Annotated in this window: 15 protein-coding genes; 12 read left to right on the forward strand and 3 right to left on the reverse strand. The window is 73.8% G+C overall.

Annotated features, from left to right (window positions below; all coding sequences use genetic code 11):
- Nucleotides 1–90 precede the first annotated feature (90 nt).
- Nucleotides 91–768 carry a TetR/AcrR family transcriptional regulator gene (locus tag FRAQA3DRAFT_RS07190; protein ID WP_009738408.1) on the reverse strand — a complete coding sequence of 226 codons (678 nt, stop codon included), beginning with the start codon at nucleotides 766–768 and terminating at the stop codon, nucleotides 91–93.
- Between the two features lie 293 nt (nucleotides 769–1061).
- On the opposite strand from FRAQA3DRAFT_RS07190, the gene FRAQA3DRAFT_RS07195 reads away from it, so the two are divergent.
- The 10 genes from FRAQA3DRAFT_RS07195 (at nucleotide 1062) to FRAQA3DRAFT_RS07235 (ending at nucleotide 7982) form a co-directional block, all read left to right on the forward strand.
- Entirely contained in the window at nucleotides 1062–1685 is a 624-nt protein-coding gene (locus tag FRAQA3DRAFT_RS07195) for a TetR/AcrR family transcriptional regulator (protein ID WP_009738409.1), read from the forward strand.
- A 127-nt stretch (nucleotides 1686–1812) separates the two neighbouring features.
- On the forward strand, nucleotides 1813–2589 hold the full coding sequence (gene uppS / locus FRAQA3DRAFT_RS07200; protein ID WP_009738410.1) for a polyprenyl diphosphate synthase: 777 nt from the start codon (nucleotides 1813–1815) through the stop codon (nucleotides 2587–2589).
- Nucleotides 2590–2971: 382 nt separating this feature from the next.
- Nucleotides 2972–3112: a putative leader peptide gene (locus FRAQA3DRAFT_RS34685; RefSeq protein ID WP_009738411.1), complete on the forward strand. Its 141-nt coding sequence runs from the start codon at nucleotides 2972–2974 to the stop codon at nucleotides 3110–3112.
- 314 nt (nucleotides 3113–3426) lie between these two features.
- The gene (locus tag FRAQA3DRAFT_RS32565) at nucleotides 3427–3744 is read left to right on the forward strand and encodes a hypothetical protein (protein WP_035920647.1); all 318 of its coding nucleotides are present in this window, start codon (nucleotides 3427–3429) and stop codon (nucleotides 3742–3744) included.
- Nucleotides 3674–4498: a DUF1684 domain-containing protein gene (locus FRAQA3DRAFT_RS07210; protein WP_009738412.1), complete on the forward strand. Its 825-nt coding sequence runs from the start codon at nucleotides 3674–3676 to the stop codon at nucleotides 4496–4498. Before FRAQA3DRAFT_RS32565 ends, FRAQA3DRAFT_RS07210 begins: the two co-directional genes overlap by 71 nt.
- The gene (locus FRAQA3DRAFT_RS07215; RefSeq protein ID WP_009738413.1) at nucleotides 4495–5766 is read left to right on the forward strand and encodes an LLM class flavin-dependent oxidoreductase; all 1272 of its coding nucleotides are present in this window, start codon (nucleotides 4495–4497) and stop codon (nucleotides 5764–5766) included. Before FRAQA3DRAFT_RS07210 ends, FRAQA3DRAFT_RS07215 begins: the two co-directional genes overlap by 4 nt.
- Before the next feature lie 119 nt (nucleotides 5767–5885).
- The gene (gene mftA, locus FRAQA3DRAFT_RS07220; protein ID WP_009738414.1) at nucleotides 5886–6002 is read left to right on the forward strand and encodes a mycofactocin precursor MftA; all 117 of its coding nucleotides are present in this window, start codon (nucleotides 5886–5888) and stop codon (nucleotides 6000–6002) included.
- Between the two features lie 8 nt (nucleotides 6003–6010).
- Complete coding sequence (gene mftB / locus FRAQA3DRAFT_RS07225) at nucleotides 6011–6328, forward strand: mycofactocin biosynthesis chaperone MftB (RefSeq protein WP_009738415.1); 318 nt, start codon at nucleotides 6011–6013, stop codon at nucleotides 6326–6328.
- A complete protein-coding gene (mftC, locus tag FRAQA3DRAFT_RS07230; protein WP_009738416.1) occupies nucleotides 6325–7572 on the forward strand; it encodes a mycofactocin radical SAM maturase in 1248 nt (415 codons plus the stop codon). Before mftB ends, mftC begins: the two co-directional genes overlap by 4 nt.
- A gap of 53 nt (nucleotides 7573–7625) precedes the next feature.
- Nucleotides 7626–7982, forward strand: coding sequence for a helix-turn-helix domain-containing protein (locus tag FRAQA3DRAFT_RS07235; RefSeq protein WP_009738417.1), 357 nt, complete (start codon nucleotides 7626–7628; stop codon nucleotides 7980–7982).
- Between the two features lie 195 nt (nucleotides 7983–8177).
- Here the strand turns inward: FRAQA3DRAFT_RS07235 and FRAQA3DRAFT_RS07240 are convergent, their stop codons facing one another.
- Together FRAQA3DRAFT_RS07240 and FRAQA3DRAFT_RS07245 are read right to left on the reverse strand one after the other, a co-directional pair.
- Nucleotides 8178–8741 (reverse strand): YceI family protein, encoded by a 564-nt coding sequence (locus FRAQA3DRAFT_RS07240; RefSeq protein WP_009738418.1) that lies wholly within the window; start codon nucleotides 8739–8741, stop codon nucleotides 8178–8180.
- Between the two features lie 838 nt (nucleotides 8742–9579).
- Nucleotides 9580–9987, reverse strand: a complete 408-nt coding sequence (locus tag FRAQA3DRAFT_RS07245) for a hypothetical protein (protein WP_232291948.1) — start codon at nucleotides 9985–9987, stop codon at nucleotides 9580–9582.
- Nucleotides 9988–10179: 192 nt separating this feature from the next.
- Between FRAQA3DRAFT_RS07245 and mftD the strand changes: the two genes are divergently transcribed.
- Nucleotides 10180–11358: a pre-mycofactocin synthase MftD gene (mftD, locus tag FRAQA3DRAFT_RS07250; RefSeq protein ID WP_009738420.1), complete on the forward strand. Its 1179-nt coding sequence runs from the start codon at nucleotides 10180–10182 to the stop codon at nucleotides 11356–11358.
- Nucleotides 11359–11837: 479 nt separating this feature from the next.
- Entirely contained in the window at nucleotides 11838–13067 is a 1230-nt protein-coding gene (locus FRAQA3DRAFT_RS07255; RefSeq protein WP_009738421.1) for an ABC transporter substrate-binding protein, read from the forward strand.
- Nucleotides 13068–13127: the final 60 nt, after the last annotated feature.

The following is a 13127-nucleotide window of genomic DNA, read 5'->3' on the forward strand; positions in this document are numbered from 1 at the left end:
CAACGGGGCCGGCGTCCGCTCGCCGCCCGGGGAGATCCGGGCCGCGCGGACGCCGGCCGGGCAGACCGCCGATCGGAAGGGCGTGCCGGCTCAGGCGTCGAGCACCGCGGTGATGAACCCCCCGATCGTGTTGACGACGTCGGCATCCTCGACCGGCAGGTGCTGGGCGTGGCAGTGGTACCAGGTGCGGTCCATCATCGACTGCACCGCCAGGCCCAGCGCCTCGGGCGCGTCGGTGGGCGTGCGCTGGCGACCCCGCAGGTGCACACCGAGCAGCCAGGCCACCCGCATCTGCATCTTGTTGCTCGCCGCGCCGACGCTCTCGTCGGCCGGGCCGGACTGCGCCGAGAGGATGAACGCGCCGTGCTGGTCCATGAACGCGAAGTACCTCCACACCCAGGCCACGACGTCGGCCTGCGTGCAGGGCCGCGGGATGGACTCCCACTCCGCTACGACCTGGAGGATCTCCTGGAAGGTGGCCTGGCCCAGGGTGTCGAAGATCTCCCGCTTGTCGCGGAAGTAGGTGTAGAAGCCGGCGCGGGAGATGCCGCAGGCGTCGGTGATGTTGTTGATGCGGGTGCCGGCGTACCCGCGTTCCAGGAAGAGCTTCTTGGAGGCGTCGAGGATCGCGTTACGGGTGCGCGCCGCGCGCCAACCCAACCGGCCGGCCGCGGTCTCGGTGCCGGCCGGCTCGACCTGCAGGACCCGGTGACCGCCGTCGGGAGCCGAGCCCTCGTCGACGATCTCCGCGGAGGTGGAGTCGCCCATCGTCAGCCCAGTGTAGGAGAGCGGGCCGGCGCAACAGTGACGGACGCGTCAGAGGTTGCTCACACACGCGGGTTGGGCACACACGCGTGGGTTGGGCACACACGCGTGGGTTGGGCACAGACGCGCTCGGGTGCGCGGTCCGGCGCCCGGCCGGCGATCAGCGAGTCCGGTGCTCCCGTATCATCCGACCTGAGCGGGCTGCGCCGCCGACCCGTCGACGCCGTCGTGCGGTGGCCGGTGCGGGCATCCGGTCAGGGCGAGCGCGAAGGGGTGTGTCGGCGGGATGGGCCCCAGTGGCTGAGGCGTCGCTGCGGCTTGCCGCCGACGACCCGGACCGCGCCGAGCGGGAGCGTCGCGCGATCATCCGCGCCGCCCACCGGCTGATCGGCCGGGAGGGTCGCGTGGCGACGCCGCTGGAGGACATCCTGCGCGGCGCCGGGGTGAACAGGCGCACCTTCTACCGGCACTTCCCGTCCAAGGACGCGCTGGTCCTGACCATGCAGCGGGAGGCCGCCGCCGGGGTGCGCGACAGCCTGCGGGCGGTGGTGCGCCAGGCCGGCGACGCCCGGGCCGCCGCCGTGGCGTGGATCGAGGAGCTGCTCGCGATCGGCTGGGACGAGCGCGCCAGCCGGGACGGGCGGACGTTCATGACCCCGGAGGTCGGTCTCGTCGTCGGCATCGCCGATGCCCTGGAGGACATCTACGCCGAGCACCGGGGCATCCTCGCGGAGGTCCTCGCCGCCGGGCGCACCGACGGCAGCCTGCCCGCCGCGCAGCCGGAGTGGGACGCGCTGGCCATCCACGCCGTCGTCGTGCGCTACCTGGAGATGCGGGCGCGCGGGCGACTCGATCGGCCCTACGCCGCGGTGGTGGACGACGTCGTCCGCCGGTTCCTCCCCCCGGCGGGGCCGGGCTGATCATCTACTGGTCGCGAACCCGGCTCGGACGATGGTCACGTTGGGCGGGTATCGTCACCATCCCGGTCGGTACCGGCCGGGAGTCGAGCCGCGCCGCGCGCGGGCGTCGACCGTAGGGGAGCACATCATGACGCCGGGTCCTCTTCTCTACGCGCTCTACACCCGGCGGCTGCGCCGGCAGGTCATGGCCGGTCCGCTGCCGGCGCACGTCGGCCTGGTCATGGACGGCAACCGCCGCTGGGCCCGCGAGATGGGCTTGGCCAACCCCAGCCTCGGCCACCGCTACGGCGCCGAGCATGCCGAGGACGTGCTGTCCTGGTGTGAGGCCGTCGGCATCCGCCACGTCACCGTGTTCGTCTGCTCGACCGAGAACCTGCAGCGCCGCGGCGACGCCGAGGTCGCCTTCCTGATGCAGGTCATCGAGCAGGTCGTCAGCGACCGGCTCGCCCGGCCCGACGCCCGCTGGCAGGTCCACCTCGCCGGCATGCTCGACGCGCTGCCCGACAGCACCGCGCGGGTCCTCAAGGACGCGGTCGAGACGACCCGCACCGTCACGACCGGCTTCCACGTCACCCTCGCCGTCGGCTACGGCGGGCGGCAGGAGGTCATCGAGGCGCTGCGCGAGCACCTGTACGAACGTGCCGAGGCCGGCGACTCCCTCGCCGACACCGCCGCCTCGCTGACCATGGACGACATCGCCCGCCACCTCTACACCGCCGGGCAGCCCGACCCGGACCTGGTGATCCGGACCTCCGGCGAGCAGCGGATGTCGAACTTCCTGCTCTGGCAGAGCGCCTACTCGGAGCTGTACTTCTGCGAGGCCTACTGGCCCGCGTTCCGCGAGATCGACTTCCTGCGCGCCCTGCGCAGTTTCGCCGCGCGCGGGCGGCGCCACGGCGCCTGAGCAATCGGCCGCGCCGGCGAGCGGCGCCGCGGCGAAGGCCGTTGAGCCCGGAAACCCTCCGACTCCCGCAGGATCCGGTACAGCTTCCGTAGCTGTTCCACATGGGTGGCCGCCCAGGAACTGGCCCAGACGCGCACCAGCGAGGTCGGTACCGGCTCGTCGGGCGGCGTTCGGGTCGTCATCGCGCGGTGGGCGGCGACCGTGCCTGGTAGGCAGCGACGGTAACAAGCCGGGCCGCAGGCCAGGACGGGCCGCGGGCCGCGACGGCGGACCGTGCGACGTTCGAGCCGTTGACAGGCTTCCGGGGCCCATGGTTGTCTCTGCGTGCCCTTGCGGCGTCCATCCGAAGGGCCGGGCCCCTGATCGCGGTGAAGGAGGCAGCGTGGCGCAGCCGTCCCGCCGCCCCCTCGCCACCGCACGCCGCCGCACGCTCATGACGTTCTCGCGCCGGCACATCGACCTGCAACGGGTCACGAGCTGCCTGTGTCCCGGCGGGTGTCGCGAGGAGCGGCCCGGCGCCTGAGCCGACCGGCCGTCCTCGTGACGGCCGTCCCGGATCCGCCGGCCACCCTTCCCGCGCCACCCCTCCCGCCACCCCCTCTGCGTCCCCCGCCCTGCCTCCCCCGCCCTGCCTCCGCTGCCCTGCCTCCGCCGAACCGCACCCGCCTTCGCGGCCGCGGCCGGAACCAGCCCGTCGAGCCAGGTGCGGCCAGGCTCCTCGTGGGCCCGGCCGGCCGGGATGTCCTGCCGCGCCTCGGCGATGCCCCGGGTCCTACGCCCGAACGCCGCGCGCCGGGTGGGCTTCGCCGGGTGGCGGCGTCGGATGCGCGGCGTCGGATGCGCGGCGTCGACCAGGCCCGGGCCCCCGCCCTCGACGGGTCCGTGCAGGCCCAGGTGCTCGACCTGCTCGCCGAGCTGCAGGCCGACACCGGCGTGGCCTACCCGTTCATCTCGCCCGACCTGGCCGTGGTCCGCCGAATCGCCCACCGCGTCGTGGTGCTGCACGGCGGGCGGATCGTCGAGACGGCGCCGACCGCGGACCTGTTCGCCCATCCCACCGACGACCAGCCGACAAGGAGTCCTCATGACGAAGCAGCAGATCGAAGACCGCGCGACGTTCGAGCAACGGTGGCGGGAGTGGTACGAAGGGCGTGAGCGGTCGCTCACCGAGCCGCACGGCTTCCTCGCCGTCACCGCCCTGCACTGGCTCGACGCCGAGCCGACCCGCTTCGACGACGCCCCCGGCGCCTGGTCGACGGGCGAGGCGGGGGTGACGGTCGAGCTCGCCGACGGCGAGGAGCTCACCGTCGGCGGCGAGCGTCGCGCCGGCCGATACACCTTCGCGCCCATCGCGGAGCGGGGCAGCGTGTACGCCACCGCCGGCGACGCGGTCGTCGAGGTCGCCCGCCGCGGCGGGCAGGACATCGTCCGCCCCCGCCATCCCGGCAACCGGCTGCGCCTGGACCACGCCCCGACCCCGGCCTACCCGCCGGATCCCCGCTGGGTGCTCACCGGACGGTACGTGCCGTTCGACGCGCCGCGGCCCGTCACGGTCGGCGCCGCCGTGGAGGGCCTCGCCCACGTCTACGACGCACCCGGGCGCGTCGAGTTCACCGTCGACGGACAGCCGCTGGCGCTGACCGCCTTCCCCGGCCACGCCGCGGGCGGCCTGCTGCTGCTGTTCACCGACGCGACCAGCGGGGTGACGACGTACGCGGCGAACCGGGCGCTGGCCGTCGACGCGCCTGCCGCTGACGGCACCGTGACCCTGGACTTCAACCGGGCCGGCAACCTGCCCTGCGCGTACACGGACCTGGCGACCTGCCCGCTGCCGCCGGCGGAGAACCGGCTGCCCGTCGCGGTCGAGGCCGGTCACCGCATCCCGCACGAGCGCGGCCCGCGTCCATGAGCGCCCCGCCATCTCCGCCCGCACCGGCCCAGACCGCCCTGACCCAGACCGGGCCGGCTCAGACCGGGCCGGCTCAGACCGGGCCGGCTCAGACCGCGCCGGCTCAGACCGCGCCGCAGTCCCCGCGGCCGGCACCCGCCCCGACCGCCGCGCCCGGCGACGGCCCCACCATCACGTCGCTGTCGTTCCTCACGCCGGGCAACTATCCCGACGCCGACCCGCTCACGGGGCTGGAGGACACCCTGCGGCTGTTCGAGCTCGGCGAGCGGCTCGGTTTCGACGGTGCATGGATCCGCCAGCGGCACCTGGAGCACGGGGTGTCCTCGGCGGCGGTGTTCCTCGCCGCCGCCGGCCAGCGGACCCGGCGGATCCAGCTCGGCACCGCGGTCATCCCCATCGGGTACGAAAGCCCGTTCCGGCTGGCCGAGGACCTCTCCGTCGCCGACGTGCTGTCCGGCGGGCGGCTGCAGGTGGGGCTCAGCGCGGGCACCCCGCCGCACGCCGAGCTGCTCGGCGACCTCGTCTTCGACGGCGACTGGCGCAGCTTCGACCTGTCCTACGGCCGCATCGCCCGGCTGCGCGACAACCTGCTCGGCGACTACCTCGGCGACGCCGACACCGTCATCCACTCGCCGGGCAACACCCAGCGCCCCCGCCTGCAGCCGCACTCGGCCGGCCTCGCCGACCGGCTCTGGTACGGCGGGGGCAGCCTGCGCTCGGTGCGCTGGACCGGCGAGAACGGCCTGAACCTGCTCACGGGCAACATCGTCTCAGGGGAGGGGATCGCCGCCGGGGAGGGGATCGCCGCCGGGGAGGGGATCGCCGCGGGGGAGGGGATCGCCGACTTCGTGACCGCGCAGCGCGCCCTCATCCGCGAGTACCGCCGCCTGATCGGCCCCGACCGGCCCGCGCGGGTGGCCCTCGGCCGGGTCATCGTGCCCTTCGACAGTGCCGATCGGGCCACCCGGGAGCGCTACCGGGTGTACGCCGCCTCCCGCCACGAGCGTACCCTGCGCCCGCATGGCGAGCGGCGGACCCTGTTCGCCCCCGACCTCGTCGGCGATGCGCAGCAGATCCTCGACGGGCTACGGGCCGACGCGGCGGTGGGGGAGGTGAGCGAGCTGCGGGTGGAGCTGCCGTACGAGTTCGACCGCCGCGACTACGAGCAGATCCTGCGCGACGTGGCGCACACCATCGCCCCGGCCCTGGGCTGGCGTCCCGCGCCGACCCAGCCGACCCAACCGACCCAACCGGCACCGCCGGCCTGACCTGCCCGTTCCGGCCTGACATCTTCCCTTTGGCACTCGGTGCCACTACAGTCGTTCCCGCAGCGGGACCAGGCACGACCGGTTCCGGACCCAGTCAGCTCTAGCGATCGGGAGTGCTCATGGAGGAGTCAGGGCTCGTGCAGGTCGACCAGGCCGTCGAGGCGCCCGCGGAGCCGGTCGTGGCGGACCTGCTCGTCGAGGAGGTCTCCATCGACGGCATGTGCGGCGTCTACTGAGCGCCGACGTGCCGGACGAGCGCGGCGCGGCCGGCCTGGTGCCGGCCGTCGCCGGGTTCGACCTGGACCGCCCCTGGCGGCTGCATCCCCAGGTGTCCGTGCGGCCGGAGTCGTTCGGGGCGCTGCTCTACCACTTCGGCACCCGCAAGCTGTCGTTCCTCAAGGAGCCGGCGCTGCTGGCGCTGGTGGAGGCGCTGCCGGCGCATGCCAGCGCGCGGGCCGCGGCGGCCGCCGTCGGGCTGCCCGCAGCGTCGCTCGGCCGCTACCAGCAGGCGCTGGCGACCCTCGCCGCGTCCTCCATGATCGTCGAGGGGAGTCCCCTGTGACCACCACCGCCCCGGCGCGTCTCGTCGACCACTTCGCCCGCGGGCTCGCCGCCCCGATCTGTCTGACGTGGGAGCTGACCTACGCCTGCAACCTGGCCTGCCGGCACTGCCTGTCCAGCTCCGGGCGGCGCGACCCCCGCGAGCTGACGACCGCCGAGTGCCGCGCGGTCATCGACGAGCTGGAGCGGCTGCAGGTCTTCTACGTCAACATCGGCGGCGGCGAGCCGACCGTGCGCGCCGACTTCTGGGAGCTCGTCGACTACGCCACCGCCCACCACGTCGGGGTGAAGTTCTCCACCAACGGGGTGCGGATCACCCCGGAGGTGGCCGCCCGGCTCGCCGCCAGCGACTACGTCGACGTGCAGATCTCCCTCGACGGGGCGACCGCCGAGGTCAACGACGCGGTGCGCGGGGCCGGCTCGTACGACACCGCGGTGCGCGCGATGACGAACCTGGCCGAAGCGGGTTTCCGCGGGTTCAAGCTGTCCGTCGTCGTCACCCGCCAGAACGTCGGCCAGCTCGACGCCTTCGCCGCGCTGGCCGACCGCTACGGCGCCCAGCTGCGGCTGACCCGGCTGCGCCCGTCCGGGCGTGGCGCCGACGTGTGGGACGAGCTGCACCCGACCGCCGCCCAGCAGCGCGAACTCTACGACTGGCTCGTCGCCGCCGGCGAGAACGTGCTGACCGGCGACTCCTTCTTCCACCTGTCCGCCTACGGTCAGGCGCTGCCGGGGCTGAACCTGTGCGGCGCCGGGCGGGTGGTCTGCCTCATCGACCCGGTCGGCGACGTCTACGCCTGCCCGTTCGCCATCCACGACGAGTTCCTCGCCGGCAACGTGCGCGACACCGGCGGCTTCACCGGGGTGTGGCGCTCCTCGGAGCTGTTCGCGGCGCTGCGCGAGCCGCAGTCCGCCGGGGCGTGCGCGTCCTGCGGGCACTTCGACGCCTGCCAGGGCGGGTGCATGGCGGCGAAGTTCTTCACCGGCCTGCCGCTCGACGGCCCCGACCCGGAGTGCGTGGTGGGCCACGGCGTCGACGCGCTGCTCGCCCGCGGGGACGCCGCCCCGCCGAAGCCGTCGGTCGACCACTCCCGCCCGGTCAGGGCCGCGGGACGCCGCGGGAGCGGACCTGTGCCGGTGACGATCGGCCGCGCGCCGAGCGTGTTGTCCCCGGCCCTGCCGCCGGTCAGCGCCTGCCAGGAGAACCCGCTCGCCGGCTTCGACCCGGCGGCCGTCGGCCGTTGAGGGGTATTGACCGAACGGGTGGCCGCCGGCGCCCGGCTCGTTAGCATGACCAGATGGTCCCGACGCCGCCGGACGGGGTGAGCTGCCAGGCACTCACCCCGGTCTTCGCCCTGCTGGGCAAGCGGTGGAGCGGGCTGATCATCGGCACGTTGCTGGCCGGCCCGGCCCGCTTCTCCGAGATCGCGAAGCTGGTGCCCGGGGTGAGCGAGCGGATGCTGTCCGGGCGCCTGGCCGAGCTGTCCCAGGCCGGGCTGGTTGAGCGGGAGGTCCTCGACGGCCCGCCGCTGGCCACCCGCTACCGGCTGACCTCCTGCGGCGAGGCGCTGCGCCCGGCGCTGCACGCCCTGGAGCTGTGGGCGCAGGAGCATCTCGCCCCCGCCGACCCGCGGGCGGGCTCCGGCTGTGGCTGAGCGCCACACCGGCCGCGGGTCACGCAGGCGGCGGTCGGTGCGTCGGTGATGGCGACGGCACGCCGAGGGTGCGAACACCGGGGGGCGGGCCAGGACGTCCCGGCCCGCCCCGACGGCGCGCGCATGGCGTGCGGTGCGGCCGTGTCGTGAGGCCGCTTCGCGCAGTGGAGCTGTGGTGCGTGGCTGTGCGGTGGGTCAGGGAGCGATGAACTGCAGGTCGAGCTCGACCTTCACCTTGTCGGCCAGGGCGAGCTTGCCGGCGCCCAGCGGCAGGTTGAAGTTGATGCCGTAGTCGCTGCGGCGGATCTCGCCGGTCGCCGAGAACCCGGAGCGGACCCGCCCGTCGGCCGGGTGGGTGTCGACGCCGTAGAACTCCACCGCGAACGTCACCGGCTTGGTCACGCCGTTGATGGTCAGGTCGCCGGCGAGCTCGTACTCCTCGCCGCTGCCGGAGATGGAGCTCGACACGAAGGTCATCGCGGGGTGCGCGGCCAGGTCGAAGAAGTCGGTGGAGCGCAGGTGCGCGTCCCGGTCGGCCTGGTTGGTGTTGATCGAGGCCAGGTCGACGTTGGCCTCGACGGCGACGGACTGGAGCGTCTCGCCGACGGCGAGGGTCGCCGAGAACGTGTCGAAGCGGCCGCGGACGTTGGTGACGCCGAGGTGGCGGATCTGGAAGTTGACACCGGAGTGGGCCGTGTCGAGCGTCCAGGTACCGGGGACGAGCGGCAGCGGTGCGAGCTCGGACGAGGGGGCGGTCACGGGACCTCCAGGGGCGGTCGGGCCGGGACACCGTTGCGGCTGCAACGGTGGGCGTACGAAACGATAGTGGCTAACGAAATGCAAGTCACCGGGGGGCCTGGCCTGGCCTGGCCGTCACCCCCGGCGGTTCGCCACGCCCCGGGCGGCCCCGCGGCGGTCTACCGGCTGAGCACCCCTGCCGTCCGGACGAGCCGCTGGACATCGACCCCGCCGCCGCCCGCCGCCTCGCCGACTGGTACGCCCTGGGCGACGCGGCGCTGCGCCGCTGGTCGGCCGAGACCGCCGCCGACGCGCCGAGCGCGCCCACCTTGTGGCCGGAGCACTTCGACATCGCGATCCGCGCCGGGCAGATCAACTACGGGGTGTCGCCGGGGGACGAGGCGGTCGCGGCTCCCTACGCCTACGTCGGCCCGCCGCTGCCGCCACCGAGCCTGCCCGCCGGCTTCTGGAACGCCTCCTTCGGTGCAGCCCGCCCCTGGGCCGAGATCGGCTCCGTCGAGGCCGTCGTCGACCTGTTCCGCTGGGGTCGGGCGGTATGGCGCGGTTCCGCGGAACACCATGATCGCCGGAGCCGGAGCCGGAGCCGGACGCAGGGCGTGCGGTGCGGTTCCGCGGAACACCGTGATCGTCAGGGTCGGGGCTCGGGCGCGTGGGGCGGTTCCGTGCTCGCCACGCGGAGGCCCGCCCGGCGAGCATGGGTCAGCCATCGCGCCGTCAGACACGCGCTTTCCCCCTGCGTCGCCGGCACCGGGCCGAGGCTGGCGTACCCGTCCCGCGGTGACCGCACCTACCGGCGGAAAACGCCACCTCGCCGCGGTCATCCCGGAGCCCGCGGCGGTCAGCCGGCGGCGAGGCGTCGGGCATGCTCGGCTTCGTCCGGGCGGACCTCGTCGGGCCGGCTCGACACAAGCCGCCACCGCGTGCCCGGCGCCGGGGGAGCCGGCGCTGCGAGGTCCGGCGTCAAGGGGGCCGGAGCGGGCGGCTCGCCGGGCAGGTGACCCGCGGTCAGGGCGACCGCCATGCGCGCGCGGACCTCGCCGGCCCGGTCCGGTTCGGTGGCGAACAGGGTGCGCAGCCGCAGCATCCCGCGCTCGCGTGCGGTCGCGGTGTGATGGGCCGCCAGCGGGCAGGGCGGCGGATGCTCCCAGTGCCCGCACAGCGCCGCCGTGATCGCCGCGCCCGGCGCGCGCTCGTCGCCGCCGGGCGCCAGGACCAGGACGAACTCGTGGGCGAACGGCCGGCGCACATTCCGGATTATGCCGGCCGGGCGACCGGTGCACACAGTCACCGGCATCGCTATAGTGGCACTCGGTGCCAAATCGTGCCCGACCTGGCCGTCCGTTACCTGTGGCGTGCGGCCGGCGCCCGGCCGGGCGAGGCATCCGGGGCCCGCCGATCGTCGGTCGGTGGCGGGCGGACACGACGAGGTGGGAGTGCGATGGCCAGCACGAGGACGTGGTTCGAGACGATCGCCGAGGCCCAGCGCAGGGCGCGCCGGCGGCTGCCGCGGGGGGTGTACCAGGCGCTCGTCGCCGGGGCCGAGGCCGGGGTGACGATGAACGACAACGTCGACGCGTTCGGCGAGCTGAAGGTCCGGCCCCGGGTGGCCGACCTGCCGGCGACCCGTGACCTGTCCACGACGGTGATGGGGCAGCAGATCAGCTTCCCCGTGCTCATCTCGCCGACCGGGGTGCAGGCGGTGCATCCCGACGGCGAGGTCGCCGTTGCCCGGGCCGCCGCCGGCGCGGGCACGGCGATGAGTCTGTCCTCGTTCGCCTCCAAGCCGGTGGAGGAGGTCGGCGCAGTCACCGACAAGCTGCTGTTCCAGACCTACTGGGTGGGGTCGCGCGAGGAGATCCTCGCCCGCGCCGAGCGCGCCCGGGCGGCGGGTGCCAAGGGTCTGATCGTGACGCTGGACTGGGTGTTCGATTCGCGCCGCGACTGGGGCAGCCCGTTCATCCCGGAGAAGCTGAACCTCAAGGCGATGGCCCGCTATGCCCCGCAGGTCGCCCTGCGCCCGGGCTACCTCGCCCGCTGGCTGCGCAGCCGCTCGCTGCCCGACCTCGGCGTGCCCAACCTCGGCCCGCGTGAGGCGACGCCCCCGACCTTCTTCGGCGCCTACGGCCAGTGGATCGGGACGCCCCCGCCGAGCTGGGCGGACCTGGCCTGGCTGCGTGAGCAGTGGGACGGCCCCTTCATGATCAAGGGGATCACCCGGCCGGACGACGCCCGCCGGGCGGTGGACGTCGGGGCGAGCGCGATCTCGGTGTCCAACCACGGCGGCAACAACCTCGACTCCACCCCGGCGGCGATCCGCTGCCTGCCCGGCGTCGTCGACGCGGTGGGCGACCAGGTCGAGGTGCTGCTCGACGGCGGGATCCGTCGCGGCAGCGACGTCGTCAAGGCGCTCGCGCTCGGCGCCCGCGCGGTGATGATCGGCCGGGCCTACCTGTTCGGCATGGCCGCCGGCGGCGAGCACGGGGTGACGAACGTGCTGGAGATCCTCCGCCAGGGCGTGAGCGAGACGCTGCTGGGGCTCGGTCATTCGTCGGTCCACGAACTGTCGCCCGAGGACATCCTCGTCCCGGCCGGCTTCGCGATCGATCAGAAAGTCTGACCGTCCACGGTCGGTCGGACGGGGCAAAGAAACCCTCCGGATACAAACTGGAAACGGAATACCGATAACGCGGTTCGGGGTGCAACTTCTGATTGCACCCCGAACCGCGTTTCTCTTGCATATTGCTTTGGGCCACCGGTGGCGTGCACCATCGTGCCATGCCGTGTCGTCATCGCAATGTGACCCCTTGTGCTGGATGGCTGAGTACTGTTGTTTCACCGACCGGAAACCGAATCAGGTTCCGGCCGGCGGCGGCCCGACCGAGACGTGCCGGGCAGCCTGGACAGGGAAACGCGTTCGGTGGTCGTCTTCTCCGGGCCGGGTCGGACTGCCCCCCGGCGGCGTTCTCGGGGCGCTGTCAGTGGTGCCGCGCCGATAGCGCCCGGCCGCAGTGATTATCCCGGCTGAATGATTCCGAACCGTTTTGCGGAGCCGTTTGTGGCGGCGGTGCGCCGCGTCAGCATGGGGGTCACCTTCGAATGCGTCGCTGTGCCGTGAAACTGGGAATGTCGACGATCCTGCTGGGACTGGTCGTCGGGACCGGGGGATGCTCCGGGACGACCGCGTCGGCTGCGTCCTGCACCGGCGGAAGGGCGGCACCGGGGGTGACGCCCGACGAGGTCAGAGTCGGTCTGCTCTACCCCGACTCGGGCCTGCTCGCCGGCGCGTTTCCGGCGCTGCGGGCCGGCGTCGACGCACGCCTCGGCGAGGCCAACGCCGCCGGCGGGATACACGGGCGGAAAGTCGTCTACGAATGGCGCGACGACGCCGGGACCGCCGAGGCGAACCTGAACGGCGCCCGGGAGCTGGTCGAGCAGCGCGGCGTGTTCGGCATGCTGGAGTTCACCGTTGCCGCCGCCGGCAGCGCGCAGTACCTCGCCGACCGGGGGATCCCCACGGTGGGCCTCGCCGCCGAGGACGTCTGGACGAGATACCGGAACATGTTCTCGTTCTCCAACACCCTCGCCGCGCCGATCGACACCTACGGCCGGTTCGTCCATGAACGCGGCGGCACGTCGGCCTTCCTGCTGCGCAACGCGATGTCCGCGGGGGTCTCCGGTGCGACCCTGCGGGTCGGGCAGAGCATGCAGGCCCTCGGCGTCCAGGTCGTCGGCAGCCTCGCCTACACACCCGACGCGGACAGCGTGAGCGACGTCGCCCGCCAGATCGTCGACTCCGGCGCGGACACCATCGTCACCATGCTCACCCCCGCGGCCCTGCCGCCGGTGCTGCGCGCGATCCGCGAGGCCGGGGGGAGCCCGAAGGTGGTGCTGTCGATGAGCGGCTACGACCACAGCCTGCTGCGTCGCTACGGCCCGGACCTGGCCGGGGTGTTCATCCCGGTGTTCTACCGGCCGTTCGAGGCCGGCGGCGCCCCGATCGCGCACTACCTCGACGCGATGGCGCGCTACTCGCCGCAGACTGACAGCCCCGAGCAGGAGTTCGGCCTGATCAGCTACATCGACACCGATCTGTTCCTGCGCGGGTTGCAGGCCGCGGGGCCCTGCCCCACCCGGCAGTCGTTCCTCGCCGGGATGCGCACCCTGACCCACTACGACGCCGGCGGGCTCATCCAACCGACCAACATCGGCGCGAGCCAGGGCCGCCAGCCGACCTGCTTGGCGCTGATGCAGGTCGACCCGTCGGGCAGCGCCTTCGGAGTCGCCCAGAACAACCTGTGCGGCCGGGAGCTCGGCCCGGCCCTCTGACGGCCCCGCGCGGCGGCCCGGCCCCGGCCGCCGCGCGGGCCACCCCCGTCCGGCGGGGGG

Source organism: Frankia sp. QA3 (assembly GCF_000262465.1).
Taxonomy (GTDB): domain Bacteria; phylum Actinomycetota; class Actinomycetes; order Frankiales; family Frankiaceae; genus Frankia.